This window comes from Pontiella sulfatireligans, assembly GCF_900890705.1.
Classification (GTDB): domain Bacteria; phylum Verrucomicrobiota; class Kiritimatiellia; order Kiritimatiellales; family Pontiellaceae; genus Pontiella; species Pontiella sulfatireligans.
Map to the genome: position 1 here is coordinate 2,882,640 of NZ_CAAHFH010000001.1, position 19,564 is coordinate 2,902,203.

The following is a 19,564-nucleotide window of genomic DNA, read 5'->3' on the forward strand; positions in this document are numbered from 1 at the left end:
TTTACTCATAGCGAAGCGCCTCAATCGGGTTGAGCAATGCGGCCTTGCGTGCCGGCCAGATGCCAAACACGATGCCAATCAACGCGGAGAAGCCAAAGGCCATGTAGATGGAGTGCTGCGTAAAAGCAACCGGCATATCAGCGAACCGTTCGGCCAAATAACCAACACCGGATCCGAGGCCAATGCCTAAGCACCCGCCAAAGAAACTGATGATCAGCGCCTCAATCAGAAACTGCAACATAATATCGTTCCGCCGTGCACCAAGTGCCTTGCGCAAACCAATCTCGCGCGTCCGCTCAGTAACTGAAACGAGCATAATGTTCATGATGCCAATGCCGCCGACCACCAGTGCAATCGAAGCGATGCTCGAAAGCAGCAGCGACATAATATTACTCGTTTCCGAAACCGCGTCCTGGATTTCCGCCAGATTCCGGATCTCGAACGGATTTTCCGACGTGCCGGTGCGATGCCGGTCGGCCATGAGCGTCATGATATCCGTCTGCGCCCGTTCCATGTTCTTCGCATCGTCAATCTGGATCTCAACGCGGTCGACATAATCCTTGCCAAACAGCCGGCGCATGGCCGTCGTAACGGGAATAAACGCGGTATCGTCATAGTCCCTAAAGCCGCTGCTTCCTTTTTCAGGCAGCACGCCGATCACCGTAAAAGTCTGGCGGTTAATCTTAATCTGCTGCCCCACCGGATTAAGTCCCTGAAAAAGTTCACGTGCAGGCGTTACTCCAATCACCGCCACCCGAGCGCGGTTATTGTCTTCTTCTGCCGTAAAGAAGCGGCCGAGCTGCGGTTCATAGGAACGCATTAATTCATAGTCGGGATCCACTCCTTGCACGCGGCAGCTCCAGTTCAGGTTGCCCGCCTTAAGCTGCGCGTTTCCATCCACCGTTGAGCTGATGCGCAGCACGTGATTCACCTCATCGCCAAGGGCTTTCACGTCAGCCTGAGATATGCGTGACGAGGAGCCCTGCGCCTGCCGCACACCACCGCGGGAGCGGCGTTGCGGCATTAGCATTAACAGGTTGGAACCAAGGCGGCTCATCGACTCCTCAACAGCCGCTTTGGCCCCGTTGCCAACCGCCACCGTGGCAATCACCGCCGCCACCCCAATCATGATGCCCAATGCGGAAAGCGCCGTGCGCACTTTATTCGCCAGCAGCGAACGAACGGATTGCTTCACCAAAACCAATCCTTCTGTGAGAGAGTGCAAGCCAAATCCGGTGTGCGCCGGCTCAGCCTTGTCAACTTTGCCAACCCTTGGAATTTCGGGCGAATCAGGATTCTTAAAATCGTTTAGGATTTTACCGTCTTTGAGCTCGATGATACGCTGTGCATGGCTGGCCACATTGGAATCGTGCGTCACCAAGATAATCGTGAGGCCGCGGGCATGCAGTTCGCTCACCACTTCCATGATTTCCTTGGCGCTCTTGGAATCGAGATTGCCCGTCGGTTCATCGGCAAAAATGATGGAAGGGTTGTTGACCAGCGCGCGCGCGATCGCAACACGTTGCTGCTGGCCGCCGGACAGCTCGTTGGTGTGGTGCGACATGCGTTCGCCGAGCCCCACCAGCTCCAGCATCTTGCTCGCGGCCTCGTTTTTGTTTCCATTGCGGGCATAGATCAGCGGAAGCCCGACATTCTCCAATGCGCTCGTCCGCTTCAACAGATTAAACTGCTGGAAAACAAAACCCATCACCCGGTTACGGAAGGCCGCCAAAGCCGTATCGGAAAACTTTGTAACGTCGGTGCCGTCGATCTCAAACGTTCCAGAGTCTGGAACATCGAGCAGGCCGAGAATATGCATCAGAGTTGATTTGCCGGACCCTGATGCACCGATGATCGCCACATATTCGCCCTGCTCGACCGTCAACGAAACGCCGTCCAGCGCGTGCACCTCGACCTCGCCCATTTGGTAGGTCTTGCGGAGATTTTCGATTTTGATCATTACCGCGGTCCCCCGCGACCACCACCGATAGAGGGCATAAGCGGGCTGCTTCCCGACGACGATGATTTACGTGAACCCAGGCTTATTTTCTGAATTAAAACCTCATCGCCTTCTTCAAGTCCTTCGAGAATTTCGGTGTAGGAACCATCGGTCATGCCCGTCTTCACGACCAGCTGTTCCGGTTGGTCTGGATTGCCGGAAGCAACAAAGACGTATGAAACCGTGGCCGCGCCCTTCTTTGCTCCCCCTTTGCCGCCGGGACGGCCGCCGCCCCCCGCCATCTGGGCCAAACGCTCTTTGATTTCGGCATCAGACATGCCGCGCTCTTTCATCCGCTGCGTCATAGCCTGGGCCCGCTCTTCAGGAGACATCGACGAAAAATCCGGGCGTCCTCCACTCCCCCCGGATGCGGATGATCCGGCCGGCCTACCGCCGGTTTTAGAGGCGGTTTTTGCGTCCGCCTGCTCCATGATTGCCGAGGCAGGAAGTACAAGGGCCCCTTCTTTTTCCTCGATCACAAACAAAAGATTGGCCGTCATGCCGCTGCGGACAAACGAAGGCACGCGGTCGGGCCGGACATCCACTTCATACATCGTGACATTGCTGACCGTTTTTGCGTCATACGCAATCTTCTCCACCACGCCAGCGAATTCACGGTCCGGATAAGCCTCGAGCGTCACTTCCACACTCTGTTCATTCTTAACCTGGCCAACATCAGTTTCATCGAGGTTCGCGACAATAATCAGATCGTCGGCAATCACGACCACCGCATCGTTGGCACTGATCGACTGCCCCGGCTCAAAATTGCGCGCAATCACCGTGCCCTTGATCGGAGAGACCAGCGGCGAAGGCTTGTAGAGATTTTCCCAGTACTCGAGTTCGTCCTTGCTGACCGCCAAGGCGGCGTCGAGCAGCGTCGCACGTTCGGTGGAGCTGACCCAGCCCAAGATCTGACCCTTGACGACCGAATCGCCTTCATCGACCAACAGTTCTTCCAGGCGCCCCGCGATCGGCGGCTTGACATCGAGCCGGTTGCGCGGTTCGACCTCGCCGGTCGATTCGACCGTGGTTCGCAAATCTTTTCGCTCCACCTTGGCGCGGTCGTAGGAGGGCTTGGCCTCTTCCACTTTTTTGACTTTGGCGTTGTAGTACCAATATCCAACGCCGGCCAACACGGCCAGTACGACAATCCATTTCATTGCTTTTTTCATATTATTCGCCTTGTTGTGTGTGCCAATCGCTCCAGCCCAGTGCATTTTTCCAGCGCGCCTGCTCGGCTTCCGCTGTACGGCGGCGGGCGAGATGGGCTTGACTCTGGGAGATCAGGTTGCTCTCGATAATATCCCAGTCTTCATAGGAAAGCAGCCCCTGCTTGTATTTAGCCGTCGAGATTTCGGCGCGCAGCATTTCCGCGTCTAGCAGCTGCTTTTGCACGGACTCGCTTTCGACGGAGTCCATATAGCTGTTCCAGCGTTGCTGCAGGGTGGCCATGAGCGTATTGGCCGTATCCAGCAAATCCATCTCCGTCTGAACAACCTTTTCCTTGCCGGCGGCGATGTCGCTGCTTAGCTGGTTGCCGGTGAAAAGGGGCATCGAGGTGTTGAGGCCCACGCTCCAGCGGCCGTTGTAGTTGTCGTAGTCGGAACTATTGGCGGAGGCGATGGCGGTGAAACGGAGATCGGGAAAACGCTGGCTGCGCGTGACCTTCACGCCCTGCTTGGCGGCTTCAATCTGGGTGATGGCAATGCTGTAGCTCGGGGTCTGCTCCATCAAGCCCTTGAGGTCGACGAGGTTGTCGGGATTCTTCGCCGCCAGATCCCCCTGCGCGCCGGGTACCGGGTCGAGCTGCCCCATGGCGGCGGCGAGGTTGCGCAGCGCATAGTCGAGCGCACGGCGGGCCTCGCGCTCATCAAAGCCGGCCTGAGCGAGCTGCGCCTTGCTGCGCGCCAGCGAGCCGGCATTTTCGCGGCCGCCGTCGAACCGCAGCTGGATCAGCCGCACGTTGTTGGCGCGCCGCTCGGCAATCTTTTGGGTCAGTTCGATCAGATCCTGTGCATAAAGCACATCGACATAGGCCACCCGCACGCGCAGCTCGACATCGGAAAGCGCCTTGCGGTACTGCTCGGCTCCAATCTCCAGCTGAGCCATGGCGCGCCTACGCTTGGCCAGATTGCCGCCGCCGCTGAAAAGGTCCTGTTGCAACGTTATCGCGCCGGTCGAGCTTTTGCCGTCGTCCCATTTGTTGTCTTTTTCCGATTCGTTGTAGCTGCCGCCCGCCGAAGCCGTGACGGAAGGCAGGAAGCCGGAGCTGGCCGAAGACACGCCGTATTCAAGCTCGCGAACCGCGGCCCGGGCCGACATCAGCTCGGGACTGTACGACTTGGTGCGCCCCAAGCATTCCTCCCACGTTAAAAAATCGTTGGTCGAGGCCTGCGCCAAACCAACGGCCAAAAAGATGAAAACAACCACACTTTTGTTCATAAAGTCTCCATTCAAAGCCATAGAACCAAGTTAGCGTGCTAATATTGCATGGTTTATTTAAAAAAATCCCGCCAAATATTGCAGCATTGAACATTTTCGGCCAGCCGGACGAAACACTGAATTGTGACAGTTCTGATAATGTTTATAGAATTGCCCTTCGCAATCCGCCTCCGCCTGTCTCATTCTATCCTTCCGACTTCCAACTAGTGCGTAAAGTGACAAAAATGACCGATCCCATTCCAGACCAAAACAACATTAAACTTGTCGATGCGCAAGTCGACGGTCGCCAACGTCTTTCCGTCGAGAAGCTTAAGGAATTCGAAGCATGGAAATACGGCATGTTCATCCATTGGGGCATGTCGACCTTCGATGGAAAAGAGCTGAGCACCTGCGAGCCAATCGAAACCTACCAACCCACCGATCTCAACGTGGACGAATGGATTTCAGTCGCACGCGACGCCGGGATGAAATATGCAGTGCTCACCACCAAGCATGTGGCCGGGCACGCCCTTTGGCCCAGCGCCTTTGGCGACTATTCCGTAAAGAACAGCGCAAACACCACCGACATCGTCAGCGAATTCACCGAGGCCTGCCGGTCCAAAGGGCTGAAGGTCGGCTTCTACTACTGCGCATGGGACAACACCAACCTGTTTGGGCGCCAGGTGACCAAAGACTGGAATGAGTATGGCCAGGGCATGACCACCACCAACGAAGCCTTCCGTGAATTCATGTGGAACCAGACCGACGAACTGCTCGACACCTACAACCCCGACTACTTCTGGACCGATATGCCCAAAGTGCTCCCGCTCGACGCGCGCATCAACTACTACAACCATGTCACGGAAAAGAAGCCGGACCTCTTCTTCGCCTACAACCACTCCTGCCAGAACGGCACCATATTCGACCCGACCTTTGCCTGGCCGTCCGACATCATGACCATGGAGCGCAACATTCCCAACGCCTACAACGGCCACGCCGAACAGGACTATTTCCAATGGAAGGACATCCTCGGCAAAGCCCGCTACATACCCGGCGAAACCAACGACACCATCGGACGCCAGTGGTTCTACGAAGAGGACGACGCTGTCCGCAACGACAAGGATCTGCTCGGCATGTACATGGCCACCACCAGCCGGGGCGTCAACTTTCTGCTCAACTGCCCGCCGGACCAACGCGGCCGCATGCCGCAGCGCTGGATCGACGCCCTCATGCGCCTGCGCAAAAACATAGATCTCGTTGAAAGAACCGGCTCGTAGTCCCGTCTTCAGACGGTTCTGCGGACATGCCGCCTTGTAGATTCCGATTTTAAGGTGGAGGGCGACGCTTTGTCGGAGCCATTCGGCAGGTTGGCTCGGACAGAGCCTCGCCCTCCAATCCCGTTCATGAAAAATCCGGGGTTGCCCGGTGGGGATCCCAAAGGCGAAACGACAAACCCTGTCCAAAGACGATTTTCTTACCTGACCATTTGTATGATTTGACCGACCGTTGATAAGCCTCTAATCTTTTCCTTCCGAGAGCGTTCACTAAACAAGGAATGATGATGAAGATTAAATCCCTGCTTTTTGTTTCTGTTTTGTCCATTTCTGCATTTGCCGCAGAACGCCCAAACCTGCTGTTCATCATGATGGACGATCTCGGCGTCGGGCATTGCCAGTTCAACAACGGCCAACTCACCGTCGAGGCGTTCGATCCCTACTTCAAGGAACTGGTCGCCCAGCGCCAAGACTACACCCCCGAACAGGCGCTCGAGTTTTCCAAACGCGCCATGCCGACGCTCAACCGCCTCGCCCAAAGCGGCGCCGTCTTCACCCGCGCCTATGCACCCAGCAGCTTGTGCGCACCCTCGCGTCTCGCCATCGCCACCGGCCTCAGCCTGCAGAAGGCCGGCGTGTACACCAATATGGATGTGGAAAGCGACGGCATCAAACCCGGCACCCATCTCGCCCACCAGCTCCAGAACGCGGGCTACGGAACGGCGCACATTGGAAAATGGCATGTCGGCAAGCGCGACTATCAGGTCATCCGCAGCGTGCTGGATCGCCGCAATATCGAAAAGAACCTTTCGTGGGGCGCGCTCCGCAACCAGCATCCCGAAATCTACAACGAAGCGTGGGACGCAGGATACTACGGCTCCGTGGTCAAGGAGCAGAATCCGCTGAACAACGGCTTCGACTACTATTACGGCTACAACAACTGGGCCAGCCAGTTCTATGACTCGACACTCGTCTGGGAAAATTTTGAACACGCCGGCCGGCAGACGGGCTACAACACCGAAGTCTTCACCGACAAGGCGCTCGGCTTCATGCAGAAGCAGGTCGGAAAAAACAAGCCGTTTTTCGTTCAGCTCCACTATCACGCCGTGCACGACTACCTCGAACCCAACGCACCCGACCGGTACTGGAATTCGTTCCGATCACCGTCCTACAACCTTTCGAACTTCTACGCGCACATCAACGCGGTCGATCAAAACATCCAGCGTCTGCTCGACTATCTGAAGAAAAACGGTTTGCTCGAAAACACGCTGATCGCCTTCACGTCCGACAACGGCGCCATGTCCGGAGGACCGTCGGTGCTTCCCGGCAACGCCCCCTTTTCTGGACACAAAGGCATGTTTTATCAAGGCGGCATCCGCGTGCCCCTGCTGTTCTATTGGCCCGAAGGCATCAAAGCTAAAGGCGAGAACGACCAGCTCGTCTCAAGCATGGACATCCTGCCCACCTTCATCGAAGCCGCCGGCTTGGCCGCGCCGAAAAACCTTAAGGCAAAAAGCCTGCTGGGCCTGCTTTCCGATACAAACACCGCACCGGTGCGCGAACAATTGGTCTGGGCCGGAATTCATGCGCGAGCGTGGGGCTTCATGATCAACAAATCGTTCAAAACAAAGAACGACGAGCGCAACAAGGCGCCGGGAGGCTGGGCTATCGCCAAGGGCGACTATGTCCTGCGCTTCACCGGAACCATCGAGCCGGATCTCTACGTTGAAGCGCCCGAAGGCGCAGCGCCGAAAATCGAACTCTACAATGTAAAGCAGGATCCCGCCGAAACCAGCGATCTGGCAGACCAGATGCCCGAACTCGTCGAAGCCATGAAGACGGAATATCTCAAACGCACGCCCGACTTCACTCCCCCCGTCCGCTGGAGCAAAGAAAAGTGGCAAGAGCTGGTGAAGCAACCCGCTTCAAGCTGAATGCGTAGACGCGAGCTTCCAGCCGCGTTGCGATGGAACGGCCATCATTCCGAAGACAGCACAAACTCCTCAAAATTATCCGGTGTCACAACCTTGGCCTCGCTCATCGGATACGCGCGAGTGAATGTTTTTGGAATTTTCGTTTTCTTGGAAGGGTTCCATTTAAACTCATAAGCGAACAACTGATCCTGATGCTCTTCCAGATAATCGATTTCCTGTTGCTGGGTCGTCCTCCAAAAGAAACGCCCGCATACCACATCACGCAAGGCGAGGGCCTTCATCCGCTCGCTGATCAGGAAATTTTCCCAAAGGGCTCCGGAGTCGGTTCGTTGCGACAATAGGTTGAAACTTCCGATAATGGCATTTCGAATTCCATTGTCGTAGAAGTAGATTTTTCGGCCCTTCCGGATTTCGTTTCGCACGTTCCGGCTGTAGGCAGGAAGCCGGAAAATCACAAAGCTTTTCTCTAACAGATCAATATATTTTTCTACGGTTTGAATATCCGCCCCAACCAACCTACCCAGCTCATTGTATGAAACCTCATTGCCCAGCTGAAGCGCCAACGCCTTTAGGATTTTTTCCAACAAGACCGGCTTCTTTATCTGCTCCAGCATCAGCAAATCCTTATACAGATAGCTCCCGGACAATAGCTTTAACAGCTCCTGCTCTTCTCCGGGATGGGTAGTAATTTCCGGATAATATCCATAGACCATCCGATGTTCCAGCAGTCGGCGCTCTTCCAGCATCCCGTGGTGCGCCGCCATTTCGGCATACGACAGCGGGTAGAGGTGATACTCATACTTCCGACCTGTAAGCGGCTCCTGTACCCGACTGGCTAATTCAAATGCTGAAGACCCGGTGGCGATAACCTGCAGATCCTTCAACTGATCCGTGAACAGCTTTAGCGTCAGGCCAATATTTGGAATGCGCTGAGCCTCATCAATGAAGACAATCTTGTTTTGCCCAACGATCGCCGTGAGTCTTGTAGAGGTTGCATTGCTGAACAGTTCTCGCACATCTGCTTCATCCCCGCTTAAACGCAAAACCGGTTCATTCCGCTCTTTGAGAATCATTTCAACCAAAGTGGTCTTTCCCGACTGGCGTGGGCCAAAGAGAATCAACGCCTTTCCCTTAAAAAAGCGCGTCCCCATTTTTTCAGCTATAAACCTCCGAATCATTAAATCTAGTTATATTATGTTTTAATTAGATCGCAATCATATTTTAACATAATTTAACTCAGTTTAAATTTCCGCTATCAGATGTGCCCAACGAGATATTCCTTCACCGCATCAACATCATTGGCGATGGCGTCGCAGCGGGTTTCGACGTCGGCTAGGGCGTCGAGGGTTGGGTGGTGCACGCCTTTGCCGATGGCATCGATGATGGCTTGGGTGAATTTGGCCGGATGCGCGGTGGCGAGGCAGATGGTCGGTGCGTCAGCGGATTTAAACTGCTCGGCGACGTAGACGCCGACGGCGGTGTGCGGATCGAGCACATAGCCGCACTGGTCGTGGTATTTCTTGATCGTCGCCATCGTCGCAGCGGTATCGCCGCGCCCGGCCACAAAGAGGTCGTCCACCGCACCGCTTTCGTTCAGCTCGATGGAAAGCGAGCCGTTTTCCTTAAAGCCGTCCATGAGGGCGACAAGCTTGGAGGCGTCCTGCCCTGCCTTATAATAAAGGTAGCGCTCAAAGTTGCTGGCCACCTGGATATCCATCGACGGGCTGATGGTCGAAACCACATCGGCCATGCCGTAGGTGCCGCTGTTGAAGAAGCGCGAAAGGATGTCGTTCTCGTTGGTGGCGAGGATCAGCTTGCTGATCGGCAATCCCATCCGCTGCGCGAGGTAGCCCGCAAGAATGTCGCCAAAGTTGCCGGTCGGCACCGAAAATTGAACGGTCTTGGCACCGGTTTTTTCCAAGGCTTTGAAGGCGGCATAAAAATAATAGACGGTCTGCGCGAGCACGCGCGCCCAGTTGACGGAGTTGACGGAGCCGAGCGAGTGTTCGGTCTTGAAGCCCACATCGCCAAAGGTGGTTTTCATGATGTTTTGGCAGTCGTCGAAGGTGCCGTCGACCGCGAGGTTGAAGACATTATCGTCGAGCACGCTGGTCATCTGCTTTTCCTGCAGCGGGCTGGTGCGCCCTTCGGGGTGCATAATGAAAATATTGATCGCCGGTTTGCCACGCACGCCGTGGATGGCCGCGCTTCCGGTATCGCCGCTGGTGGCGCCGAGAATGTTCAGCCTGCCCCCGCGTTTCTCCAGAATATATTCAAACAGGTTGCCGAGAAACTGCAGGGCCACATCTTTGAACGCCAGCGTCGGGCCGTGGAAAAGCTCCAGAATTTCGAATTCGCCCACAGCGACGGAAGGAGCAACCTCGGGGTGGTCGAACGCGGCATAGGAATCATTGACCAGCTTTTGCAGATCGTCCGCCGGAATGTCGGTGGCGAACAGGCGAATGACTTCAAAGGCGAGCTCCGGATACGACAGCTTCGACCACGCGTCGAGCTTTTCGGTAACGTTTGGAAGCTGCTCGGGCAGCAGCAAGCCGCCGTCGGGCGCGAGCCCGGTCATTACTGCATCTTGAAATCCAATGGGGGCCATCTGCCCGCGCGTGCTAATATAGTTCATAATAGAATCCTCAAAAAAATGTAAGGTGGGATACTTAATCATGAGTCAGCCGGATTAAAGAATAAAATTGCGTCCAACGCAGGGGGTCGCTAGCTTGTTGGACAATTGAAACGAGGTTGCGGAATGAATACGATCAAGCAAATCGAGAAAACGGCGAAAGAGCTCATGCCGCTTTACACGGCAGGTGATGCCGACCTGCCCGACCGCCCGCTCTGGGAGCATCCGGAACTCGACCAGGTGATCGAGGCGCTGCGCCTGCTCTTCGACGTACTGTTTCCCGGACGGCATATTCCCGAACCCGCCGACTTTAAGACCTTTTTTATCAATCAGCTCGAAAACGCCGCCGAAACCCTGCAACAGGAAATTGAAAAAGCCCTCCCCTTCCGCTGGATGGGCGCCGCCGACCTGCATGAAAAACGGCCGGAAATCGACAACCTCTATCTGGTTTCCACCGAAATCGTGAACCGGTTCCTCGACGCGTTGCCCGCCATTCGTACCCTGCTGATTGAAGACGTGAAGGCCGCCTACAACGGCGACCCGGCCGCGCTGAGCTATGCCGAAGTCAAGCTGGCCTATCCCGGCCTCGTCGCCATCACCTCGCACCGCATCGCCCACGAGCTCTACAAGCTCGAGGTACCGCTCATCCCGCGCATCATGAGCGAATACACCCATTCGCTCACCGGCATCGACATCCATCCGGGCGCGACCATTGGCGAAGGCTTCTTCATCGACCACGGCACCGGCGTTGTTATTGGCGAAACCTGCCACATCGGCAACCACGTTAAACTCTACCAAGGCGTGACCCTCGGTGCAAAAAGCTTTCCGCTCGACGAACACGGGCGCCCGATCAAACACATCCAGCGCCACCCGACGGTGGAGGATGATGTGATTGTCTATGCCAACAGCACCATCCTTGGAGGCGACACGGTGATTGGACACGGCACGGTGGTGGCCGGCAACGTTTTCCTGATGCAGAGCACGCCCGCAGGCAGCCTCGTCACCCGCATTGACGGAGGCGTAACCATCAAAACCCGTGAAACACCGATCTGCGGCGCCGGCATCTAATCCGCCTCCACAGGCACGGGCAATTTTCAGTTAATCGGCCCGCGCGGGGACGGCTGATTCTATGCGTCGAAGGAAGCCCGCGCCAGATCGGGTGATTTATCAAAAAAAACACTAGACTTGCCGAGGGCGTTTCCCTATACATAACCCTCTTTTGCGCGAGCCAGAAGGCTTGCGTCGGAATCAATTTAATAAAAAAGCGGTGTTATTATGCCTAAAATGAAAACAAAAAAGTGTGCAGCCAAACGGTTTAGCAAAACCGGTACCGGCAAGCTGAAACGGAACCACATGGGTGGAAGCCACATCCTCTCGAACAAGAATCGTAAACACAAACGGAAACTGCGCAGCTCCGACATCGTCGATAAGTCGGACATGAAGCGCATCACCCCGTATATCTAATTGCTGGAGAACAATCATGCCAAGAGCAACTAATGGACCGGCCTCGCGCCACAGAAGAAACAGCCGCCTGAAACTCGCAAGAGGCTTTAAGGGCGCTCGCAGTAAGCTTTTCCGCACGGCGACCGAAGCCGTCGACCGCGCACAGGCCATGGCCTATGTGCACCGCAAGCACAAGAAGCGCGACTTCCGTCGCTTATGGACCGTCCGCATCAATGCGGCCTGCCGTATGGATGGAATCAGCTACAGCCGCTTCATCGACGGACTGAACAAATGCGAAATCAAACTCAACCGCAAGATGCTCTCCGAGATCGCCATTCACGATCCGGCCGGCTTCACCAAAGTGGTTGAAACCGCTAAAGCCAAAGTCTGCTAAATTCAGCAAACCAAGCTTTTCTGCAAAGAGCGTCCTCACCGGCGCTCTTTTTTTGTGTGCACTTTTGGAGTGCGCTGGCTCGACAGCGCTTTTAAAGCGACGTCCAGCCGCCGCACTCCATATTATTTCTTCCATTCCCTCAGCCGTTGGAATGTCGCCACAATCCGGGCTATGGAATCGCGTCATCGTCGTCGCTCAGACCGCGATCCCGACAATAGTTCCTGATCGCTTCGATAAAACCCGTAAGAGTGGGTATGCTGCCGTCGCGCAATCCGTTTCTCCAAGATGTTGCTTCCTTACAGCCCAGACCTACCGCACGATCAATAAACTCCAACGCTTTTTCATGATCTTCAGGACTTCCCTCGCCTTGAATATACATGACACCCAACTGGAAGTTTGCCTGAGCATGATCTTGTCGGGCAGCCGCTAAAAACCACGTTCGCGCCTCGGCAAGGTCTCTGGGCGCACCAGCACGTCCCAACCGATAATAACAGCCCAAATAATACTGGGACGAAGCACACCCGCCCTGCGCTTGAGCAATAAGTTTAGCAGAAAAAGGAGGGGGAGAGCTGAACGGCATCAGCAGGCCAATTCTATCAGCGCCCCTAAAGATACAAACAGCATCTTCAATTCCACCGGTTTTTGCGAACCAAAGTTCCGGCTCCGGGATCCGTTGCAACAGAAACGAAATATATTTCGAGTTCAGAACCAGCCCCTCTGGACCAATGTAGTGGCCATCTTTCCGAACCGTCAGCTCGGAAAAACCAAAGCGCTCATCAAACGGCGTTGCCCAGTATTCCTGCATACGACGATATTGACCGCACCTCCCCTCCGGAGGCAATTGGTCAACGAAAACATAGCGGTCATCAATCAGGATACACCTGTCCGTAATCAGCGTGCGCCCATCCTCCAGCACAAAGCTGAGTTTCCAATTGATGGTTTCACTATGCATTCAAGCACCTGATTTCCAGAATATTATCTGGTGGCAAATCGACTAACAAATGAATTGCCGAGGGATTAAAAATTTCCCTTTCCCGCCCACACTCATGGGCAATTATAGAAAGCAACAACTCTTCAACATAAGACCCCAGTAAATCGCCATCTGTTTCATCCCCCACAACCCAAGCACGGGGTAATTCACATTTTATCGAAACTGGCTTCGTATTCTCAAATAGCTCCCGTTTTCGCTCTTTACCCATAGCGCCCAAACGTTCAAAAATGCCGCACAGGAAATAGCTTCCACTTTTCGCGTAGCTCTCAAAGGGTACGAATCCGAGACCTGCTGTATTGTCATACCAATGATTTCGATAAGGCCCGTGGTATAGGGCTAACACTTCATCACAAGCAGTCTCCCACCCAGAAACATCTCCCACGTATTTTTGGGCAAAGGCCCGCAACCGTTCATCCGTTCTTACTAGCAAGCCATGATCTCGATAACTCTGGACACTCAAGGGGCGGCAACAGTGATACGCAACAAAACCAGAAATGTGATTAACGATCTCTCGAACCTGCGTCTTAAAAAAGAGAGTCACCTCGTCATCATCACGGTTGACCAGCTTGCTGGAGATTTTATTTATGGATTCCTCATCGCCTCCAAATGACTTCAGCTTATTTCTAACGACATTAACGGCCTCTGTTGGCCAACTCTCAGAATCAATAATGTCCAACCTACATTTCATTTAACCACCCCGCCAAAGCTTTCCTACATATTTCACTCGCAGCAAACTAAACGGATACCGGATATGTTCTGCTGCAAAGTGAATGGAGTTCTTTGACCGTATTGCGGTGACCGTCCTGATCAATCTTTGAAGAAAAATTCGATTGCTTTGAATGCCTCCCGTTGAATACCGCCATCCCCGATCCAACTTCAAACACCAGATGGTCGAACTTGATAAATCGGTCATGTTCGACTTTTCCAAATTCCCGAGAGTCGGTTAGAAACAGATTAATCTCTCCGACTCCGCCCCTTGCCAAACGTTCGCGGCTTATTTGTGCAACACGATTTTGGGCATCATCTTCAGTAAGGTTGGTCTTGCCTCCGAACGATGAATACAAAGTGACATTCGCTTTCTTTGCTGAACCGTCGAGCATGACCAAGAAAGCTTCAAGTCCGTTGATCCCTTCCCCATCGGAAAGGGCAAAGCGATCCACAATGATTATATTCCGACAAAGCGAAGCTGGTAAGGCGAAACGCTCTTTCCACAATTCCTGCACGCGGATTTCATCTGTCCGTTTTTCTCCAAGCTCATGTGCTCGTAGAAATGCAACGGAGTTGTCGATATCCTCCAAAAGATCCAGTTCGATATCAGGGCAAAGTTCTTTCATTTCGTCCTGAACATATTCCAAGCGGGTTTCTTCAAGAAAAATGAGATCCAGCATGCCATTCAGTGTTTCAGCGGTGTTAATGCGATCTTCTATTTTTTCCAATCCCGGCCAATTTCCCTGAACAGGCTTCATCCAAGCTTTCTTCAATATTTCCTTCCAAAGGATGCGTTTGGATTGCGGAAGCTGGTTCAGGATACCTGCCAATTCGGAGTCAGCAAACGTGTTGCCGTTATGAAAAAGAACTCCGTACCGCAACCATTCCCGTATCAGGCGACGGTGTTCGCCGATGCTTGCCGCCAAGACCGCGTCAGGATCGAGCGCGAAACGGGCCAACATTATAGACCTCCAATGATTTCATTGAAACCTTCCTCGAAAAATCCATTCGGCCACTCGTCGACAAATCCCCCTTCTTCATCGACCCGCAACTCGGTCACCCTTATACCGTCTGACGCTGGTTCAAGATACAGCACCGCCACATCGTCCGGCGTCAGCTCCTTGCCTTCTGGCGCATTGCCCGCCGCCGTTTCCCGCATCCGTCGCAACAGACGGAGAATGATGTGCTCGGAATGGGTTTCGAGAATGGATACCCTACCCCAATTCGCGCGAATGATAAAAACATCGGCTAAATCACATTGCATGGCCGGGTGTAGGTGCAATTCCGGTTCTTCTATCGACAGCGCCCCGCCGCCTACTACGGCACCAATAAGAATCGGCATCAATTGGGAGACACCGGTTCCCAAGTCTATTGGGCGAAGCTCGGTGTTGCTGGCATCAAGAAATACCACTTCCCGCTGCACGGGTGCCTTTTTTATTTCGGCCAGAATCTCGGCAACCTGAGATGCGATGAGCTTCGCACCTCGCTTCTTGGACAAACCCTTCAAGTACTGCATCCATTGGCCATCCACATCAAGCAGCTGGGAGTTTTTGCATTGCACCTTGTAGTCCAACTTAACTACCTCGAGGAAAAAACCAGTCTTGATGAGCGCTCCATATTCATCTGGTTCTCGCTCACTAGCTAGCCAATCCAAACACTCAACAAGTTTGTTAACCGCCTCATCTTCCGTCATTTCATCATTCTTTGTAATGCCTAATCTAGGTTTCAATATTTCCATCCAGGCTTGGGATCCATCAAACCAGCATGTTTTTTCCCATTCCTCCACTCGACCGGTCTCAGGAACCATGCGCAAGGGGCCAATATGAATATGCTTCGAAAGTGCCTCACTAACAGTCTCCCCAACGCCCAACAGTAACTGCGAGACTAAATGAGCCAATGGATTCAAATCCACACCAGTAATCCCTCTCTCATCAATATCGGCTTTCAGAAAGGTCTCCGGATTTTCTTTATATGCCTCGTAATATTCGCTTTCCGAAAACTGTAACTCATAAGGAACAGTCCACCCCGATGGAATACATGCCTTCCTTGGGGAAAAATCTGAGCTAAGTAGCTCTTCCATACAAATTTTAGACATGGCCGTTATAAACGATCTGTCCGCAATATTTGAGAGAGTAATCGCTTTTCGCAGTCCATCATTCTGTCTAGAAATATTTACAACCACAGGATGCAAAGGATTAAGACGAACTGAAAACATAATATCTCGTGAGACAATCCAGGTGCCGTTTAATCCAACACTATATTGCACAATATACGGTCTCTTTTCCGAATACGCGCGGCCAAACCAGATCTCAACGAAACAGGTTTGAAGATCCTCCAGCTTATTTAAATCTACAGTCGCGAAATCATCTTGGTTCGAGGGTTTGAATACTTCGGGGAAACAAGGCAGCTTTTTCCCATCAATAGGAGAGAACGGCTGTTGCTTTCTCACAAGAGAAGACTCAACACGAATTTTCACCATTTTAGATTCATCATGCCGGTGGACAAACTGTTTGAATCCTCCCAGATGAATCTTGTCCCCGCCCAGCGATAGAGTGTCCAGATCGGGTCCCAGCCGTTGCAGCCAATCATTCATCAACAGTATTGCCTGTAGCACGGTGCTTTTCCCCGCGCTGTTCGCACCAAACATAAGCGTGATCGGCTTCAGGGGAATGGTGACAGGCGCACCGATGCCCTTGAAGTTTTCGATGGTTATGCTCGTGATTTTTGCGATTTGTTTTTCTGCACTCATGTTTATTCCTTTTGACGTCACTGTTGTCTCACACCATCCTGCGGTTTGCCGAATTTTTGACGTCGGCTGACGTCTCGCATGTTGTTGTGTGGAGCGCGACGCTCCGTTGGAGCCCCGTCCGTTGCTGGGCTCCGACAAAGCGTCGCCCTCCAAACGATCTTTTCTGACCCATCCTATTCCTTTTATCCAAATTTCCTTTGCGCTTCCCTGCGTTCTCTCGCGGCTAATCAAATTCCCCTTTTTTCATTCGCAACGAAGCAGGATGCGTCGTCTACGATTATTCCTCCAATCCAGCAATCAGGGCGCGGCCTTTTTCGCGGATGCGGCGTATGCCGGAGCCGACCTGCTCGACAGCGTTCATGCGGCAGAGCATGCCGAAAAGCAGCGGGTTGTTCTTGATGCCGAGCAGCTCGAGGGTCATGACTCCGGCTCCCCCTTCCTATCCAGTACGGCCTTTCCCTTTTCAGTCAGCCGGTATTTTTGAGTTGGACTGCGTGGCGCATCAGGCTGGGTCATTTCGATGAACCGCTCAGCCAAGGCCGGAACCAGATAGTTTTTGGAGAAACTTACCCGATCCTTCATATCAACGTTTTTCATCAGTTCAGACCGGCTGAATTCCCCACCTTTACAGGCAGCCAGCAGCTTATCTACTTGCTGGGTTACTTGCTGGGTTACTTGCTGGGTTACTTGCTGGGAGGCGTCATCCTCGATCCGCATGCCATCTTTGAGTTTAGGACGCTGAAAGGAGAGGGTTACCCAGTGCTCGTTGATTTCATATTCCGCCTCCGCGACATGGTAGTCGCGGCAAATTTCGCGGATGCGGCGTACGCCGGAGCCGACCTGCTCGACGGCGTTCATGCGGTAGAGCATACCAAAGAGGAGCGGGTTGCGGGGAATGCTCTTCACGCCCAGCAGTTCCGGGGTCATTCCAGCGGGCAGTCCGCCGGGACTGACGATTTCGACGCGGTCTTCGAAAATGTAGATCTGCACGTTGGCGGATGAGCGGTAGTCGCGGTGCGCCAGTGCGTTGACAATCGCTTCGCGCAACGCGGCCTCGGGGAGCTCGGGACGCTCCTCGCGCGTCATGGTTTCGATGATGAACTCTGTGTTCAGCTTGCTCAGCACCCACGTGATGGAATCCTGATAGTTGTTGTAGACGTTGCCTGCGAAATCCTTACGGTCGAGGATGCGGGTTTTGGTATAGCCCAGAAACAAGGCACATGAGATGTGGGCGGAGGAGTTGTATTTACGGATGTCATCGGTCAGCAGCCATGCCCCGGCGTTGGTCATTTTGCCGTCCCGGATCAAGTGCAGGTTTTCCAAGGTCTGCCGGGCATCCAGCCTCTCCGGAATTCCGGCCTGTCTGGCGAACTCCTGATAAATATTTCCGGCCAGGTCACTTTCGAGGTCGAATCGATCGCAGGGCATTTCGTCGAAGCGGATGAGTCCTTCCTTGAAGAAGTATTCCCGGATTTCATCGCGCGTCATTTGCTGCGACGATGCGCCGTCGCGGAAATAGAATTTACCGGCATGGGAATAGGGTTTGCTGTTTTGCGGAGGTACGGTTACCAGCAGTACGCCTTCAATTTCCTCAACATCAATAATAATGGGCGGGTCGATGCTGCGGGCAATGGTCTGGATTTCTGATTTTAAGCGGTTAGAGTCTGAAATGCCGATGATGGTTCCATCGTCGGCAATCCCGATCAGCACGGTCCCGCCGGTGGCGTTGGCAAAGGCGCAGAGTTCGCGTCCGAGGTGGCTGGTTCCCGATCGTTTGAATTCGGTGGTAAAGCCTTCGCCGAGGGCAATGATGTCGTTGAGGTTCTTCATGTCAGTTCGTCTACGATAATTTTTTCGGCGGGATACGAGTGCTTGTTTTTCCGTTTCATCGAGGGCAGGAGCAGCTCCGCAAGACCGGGTTCCGCAAAGGCCTGCCGCAGCTTGGAACGGGCGCTGGATGCCCATTTGCGGAAGTCTTCGGAATCGGGCGTTCCGGCATCTTTGAAATTATGGAACCAGTTGACCCCTCCGGGCACCTTGCATTCCAGCAACTGCGCGAAGTCAATTTCGAGATCGAGCCAACCGGCAGGAGGGAGGTTCTTTTTGCTACGGTTGAGCATGATGTAAACCAAGGCAAACTCGGACGCGCTCAGATCAACGCCTGCTTTACCAATCAACATCGTTCCCTGTCGGGCATTCAGCCGGACGACGGGATAGTTTGCGGGGCTTGGGGCAATACCCTGCACTTTGCGGACGAGCTGCATGTAGGAAGGCGGAATGCTTCGGAACTCTTTTTCATACCAGCCACGCACGCGCACGAAGGGAATGTCCGATAAGACGGGCATGCCCTTGGCGGAAAGATAGGTCTTCCCTCCCCGCTTGTGCTTCACTCCTTTTTCAGGAAAAAGGAACGGCGGTTCCATTCGCTGTTCGTAGGGTTCGTTCACCAGAACATGACACACGCGGTCCTGCGACCGACCAAGCAGCGACATGCAGGAAATCATCAAGGCGCTCATGCTTTTCCGGCCACCAGCAATGGAGGCCACCACGCGCGTCCCCGGATCTTCGGTGTATTGCCGCAGCACCTTCAGGATAAAATCCGCCGCCGCATCGTTCTGCTCCGGCGTGGCGATATCGTCGAAGTCGGATTTTCCATCCCCGAGAATCCGGATCGAATCCGAGGCACCAAATGCCAGCTTCCCTCCGGTTCCAAGGCCATCGGCTTCCAGTTGCCGGCACAGCCGCCCCCATCCACCGCCATCCAAGAGCTGCGATTCGATACACTTCCGGCCAGTCACGGTCGTAATGGCCACCACCTCATCCGGAACGACCGGCGGCTTTTCGTGGGCCAGCGCCCAAACCGTGTTCGTCAGCACCGCCGGCGAAAGACCCACCCCAGCAATCAAAATATTCTTATATTCACCCATAGCGCCATTTAAGAGCTTCACTAAACACATTGGCAAGCTCCTTAAGACATTTTGGAACATAATGACTGGCCCGCATTCCGACTTCCAATCAT

The 19,564-nt window shown here is 53.8% G+C and carries 17 protein-coding genes; 5 read left to right on the plus strand and 12 right to left on the minus strand.

The annotated features are described in order from the left end of the window. Nucleotide 1: 1 nt before the first annotated feature. From SCARR_RS09850 to SCARR_RS09860, 3 genes are read right to left on the minus strand one after another with little or no spacing between them, the layout of a single operon-like run. Complete coding sequence (locus SCARR_RS09850) at nucleotides 2–1,960, minus strand: ABC transporter permease (protein ID WP_136061417.1); 1,959 nt, start codon at nucleotides 1,958–1,960, stop codon at nucleotides 2–4. After that, nucleotides 1,960–3,171, minus strand: coding sequence for an efflux RND transporter periplasmic adaptor subunit (locus SCARR_RS09855; RefSeq protein ID WP_168433195.1), 1,212 nt, complete (start codon nucleotides 3,169–3,171; stop codon nucleotides 1,960–1,962). The genes SCARR_RS09850 and SCARR_RS09855 overlap by 1 nt, the downstream gene beginning before the upstream one ends. A gap of 1 nt (nucleotide 3,172) precedes the next feature. After that, nucleotides 3,173–4,441: a TolC family protein gene (locus SCARR_RS09860; RefSeq protein WP_168433197.1), complete on the minus strand. Its 1,269-nt coding sequence runs from the start codon at nucleotides 4,439–4,441 to the stop codon at nucleotides 3,173–3,175. Nucleotides 4,442–4,665: 224 nt separating this feature from the next. On the opposite strand from SCARR_RS09860, the gene SCARR_RS09865 reads away from it, so the two are divergent. Beyond that, a complete protein-coding gene (locus SCARR_RS09865; protein WP_136061420.1) occupies nucleotides 4,666–5,697 on the plus strand; it encodes an alpha-L-fucosidase in 1,032 nt (343 codons plus the stop codon). Nucleotides 5,698–5,981: 284 nt separating this feature from the next. Beyond that, a complete protein-coding gene (locus tag SCARR_RS09870; protein WP_168433199.1) occupies nucleotides 5,982–7,628 on the plus strand; it encodes a sulfatase family protein in 1,647 nt (548 codons plus the stop codon). 44 nt (nucleotides 7,629–7,672) lie between these two features. Here SCARR_RS09870 and SCARR_RS09875 read toward each other — a convergent pair whose 3' ends face one another. Further along, complete coding sequence (locus SCARR_RS09875) at nucleotides 7,673–8,806, minus strand: ATP-binding protein (RefSeq protein WP_136061422.1); 1,134 nt, start codon at nucleotides 8,804–8,806, stop codon at nucleotides 7,673–7,675. 77 nt (nucleotides 8,807–8,883) lie between these two features. Then, the gene (thrC, locus tag SCARR_RS09880) at nucleotides 8,884–10,263 is read right to left on the minus strand and encodes a threonine synthase (protein ID WP_136061423.1); all 1,380 of its coding nucleotides are present in this window, start codon (nucleotides 10,261–10,263) and stop codon (nucleotides 8,884–8,886) included. A gap of 123 nt (nucleotides 10,264–10,386) precedes the next feature. Between thrC and SCARR_RS09885 the strand changes: the two genes are divergently transcribed. The 3 genes from SCARR_RS09885 to rplT all read left to right on the plus strand — a co-directional run bounded on the left by SCARR_RS09885 (nucleotide 10,387) and on the right by rplT (nucleotide 12,097). Then, a complete protein-coding gene (locus tag SCARR_RS09885; protein WP_222846250.1) occupies nucleotides 10,387–11,328 on the plus strand; it encodes a serine O-acetyltransferase in 942 nt (313 codons plus the stop codon). Between the two features lie 207 nt (nucleotides 11,329–11,535). After that, nucleotides 11,536–11,724: a 50S ribosomal protein L35 gene (gene rpmI / locus SCARR_RS09890; RefSeq protein ID WP_136061424.1), complete on the plus strand. Its 189-nt coding sequence runs from the start codon at nucleotides 11,536–11,538 to the stop codon at nucleotides 11,722–11,724. A 16-nt stretch (nucleotides 11,725–11,740) separates the two neighbouring features. Further along, nucleotides 11,741–12,097, plus strand: coding sequence for a 50S ribosomal protein L20 (gene rplT, locus SCARR_RS09895; RefSeq protein ID WP_136061425.1), 357 nt, complete (start codon nucleotides 11,741–11,743; stop codon nucleotides 12,095–12,097). Nucleotides 12,098–12,266: 169 nt separating this feature from the next. Here rplT and SCARR_RS09900 read toward each other — a convergent pair whose 3' ends face one another. The 7 genes from SCARR_RS09900 to csm6 all read right to left on the minus strand — a co-directional run bounded on the left by SCARR_RS09900 (nucleotide 12,267) and on the right by csm6 (nucleotide 19,502). Then, nucleotides 12,267–13,049, minus strand: a complete 783-nt coding sequence (locus SCARR_RS09900; protein WP_136061426.1) for a tetratricopeptide repeat protein — start codon at nucleotides 13,047–13,049, stop codon at nucleotides 12,267–12,269. Next, nucleotides 13,042–13,776 carry a hypothetical protein gene (locus tag SCARR_RS09905; RefSeq protein ID WP_168433201.1) on the minus strand — a complete coding sequence of 245 codons (735 nt, stop codon included), beginning with the start codon at nucleotides 13,774–13,776 and terminating at the stop codon, nucleotides 13,042–13,044. Before SCARR_RS09905 ends, SCARR_RS09900 begins: the two co-directional genes overlap by 8 nt. 46 nt (nucleotides 13,777–13,822) lie before the next feature. Continuing rightward, nucleotides 13,823–14,758: a hypothetical protein gene (locus tag SCARR_RS09910; protein WP_136061428.1), complete on the minus strand. Its 936-nt coding sequence runs from the start codon at nucleotides 14,756–14,758 to the stop codon at nucleotides 13,823–13,825. Further along, nucleotides 14,758–16,545 carry an AAA family ATPase gene (locus tag SCARR_RS09915; RefSeq protein ID WP_136061429.1) on the minus strand — a complete coding sequence of 596 codons (1,788 nt, stop codon included), beginning with the start codon at nucleotides 16,543–16,545 and terminating at the stop codon, nucleotides 14,758–14,760. The genes SCARR_RS09910 and SCARR_RS09915 overlap by 1 nt, the downstream gene beginning before the upstream one ends. Nucleotides 16,546–16,822: 277 nt before the next feature. Next, nucleotides 16,823–16,966 carry a hypothetical protein gene (locus tag SCARR_RS28145; RefSeq protein ID WP_168433203.1) on the minus strand — a complete coding sequence of 48 codons (144 nt, stop codon included), beginning with the start codon at nucleotides 16,964–16,966 and terminating at the stop codon, nucleotides 16,823–16,825. Then, nucleotides 16,963–18,375: a Fic family protein gene (locus SCARR_RS09920; protein ID WP_168433204.1), complete on the minus strand. Its 1,413-nt coding sequence runs from the start codon at nucleotides 18,373–18,375 to the stop codon at nucleotides 16,963–16,965. The genes SCARR_RS28145 and SCARR_RS09920 overlap by 4 nt, the downstream gene beginning before the upstream one ends. After that, complete coding sequence (gene csm6 / locus SCARR_RS09925; protein WP_168433205.1) at nucleotides 18,372–19,502, minus strand: CRISPR-associated ring nuclease Csm6; 1,131 nt, start codon at nucleotides 19,500–19,502, stop codon at nucleotides 18,372–18,374. Before csm6 ends, SCARR_RS09920 begins: the two co-directional genes overlap by 4 nt. Nucleotides 19,503–19,564 lie beyond the last annotated feature (62 nt).

What these genes read in the sequence shown, in the direction of transcription:
- SCARR_RS09855 (WP_168433195.1), bottom strand. Translation starts at nt 3,171, where the DNA reads ATGAAAAAAGCAATGAAATGGATTGTCGTACTGGCCGTGTTGGCCGGC.
- SCARR_RS09900 (WP_136061426.1), bottom strand. Translation starts at nt 13,049, where the DNA reads ATGCATAGTGAAACCATCAATTGGAAACTCAGCTTTGTGCTGGAGGAT.
- SCARR_RS09910 (WP_136061428.1), bottom strand. Translation starts at nt 14,758, where the DNA reads ATGTTGGCCCGTTTCGCGCTCGATCCTGACGCGGTCTTGGCGGCAAGC.
- SCARR_RS09920 (WP_168433204.1), bottom strand. Translation starts at nt 18,375, where the DNA reads ATGAAGAACCTCAACGACATCATTGCCCTCGGCGAAGGCTTTACCACC.
- SCARR_RS09905 (WP_168433201.1), bottom strand. Translation starts at nt 13,776, where the DNA reads ATGAAATGTAGGTTGGACATTATTGATTCTGAGAGTTGGCCAACAGAG.
- SCARR_RS09870 (WP_168433199.1), top strand. Translation starts at nt 5,982, where the DNA reads ATGAAGATTAAATCCCTGCTTTTTGTTTCTGTTTTGTCCATTTCTGCA.
- rpmI (WP_136061424.1), top strand. Translation starts at nt 11,536, where the DNA reads ATGCCTAAAATGAAAACAAAAAAGTGTGCAGCCAAACGGTTTAGCAAA.
- SCARR_RS09860 (WP_168433197.1), bottom strand. Translation starts at nt 4,441, where the DNA reads ATGAACAAAAGTGTGGTTGTTTTCATCTTTTTGGCCGTTGGTTTGGCG.
- SCARR_RS09865 (WP_136061420.1), top strand. Translation starts at nt 4,666, where the DNA reads ATGACCGATCCCATTCCAGACCAAAACAACATTAAACTTGTCGATGCG.
- SCARR_RS09885 (WP_222846250.1), top strand. Translation starts at nt 10,387, where the DNA reads ATGAATACGATCAAGCAAATCGAGAAAACGGCGAAAGAGCTCATGCCG.
- csm6 (WP_168433205.1), bottom strand. Translation starts at nt 19,502, where the DNA reads ATGTGTTTAGTGAAGCTCTTAAATGGCGCTATGGGTGAATATAAGAAT.
- SCARR_RS09915 (WP_136061429.1), bottom strand. Translation starts at nt 16,545, where the DNA reads ATGAGTGCAGAAAAACAAATCGCAAAAATCACGAGCATAACCATCGAA.
- thrC (WP_136061423.1), bottom strand. Translation starts at nt 10,263, where the DNA reads ATGAACTATATTAGCACGCGCGGGCAGATGGCCCCCATTGGATTTCAA.
- SCARR_RS09850 (WP_136061417.1), bottom strand. Translation starts at nt 1,960, where the DNA reads ATGATCAAAATCGAAAATCTCCGCAAGACCTACCAAATGGGCGAGGTC.
- SCARR_RS28145 (WP_168433203.1), bottom strand. Translation starts at nt 16,966, where the DNA reads ATGACCCTCGAGCTGCTCGGCATCAAGAACAACCCGCTGCTTTTCGGC.
- rplT (WP_136061425.1), top strand. Translation starts at nt 11,741, where the DNA reads ATGCCAAGAGCAACTAATGGACCGGCCTCGCGCCACAGAAGAAACAGC.
- SCARR_RS09875 (WP_136061422.1), bottom strand. Translation starts at nt 8,806, where the DNA reads ATGATTCGGAGGTTTATAGCTGAAAAAATGGGGACGCGCTTTTTTAAG.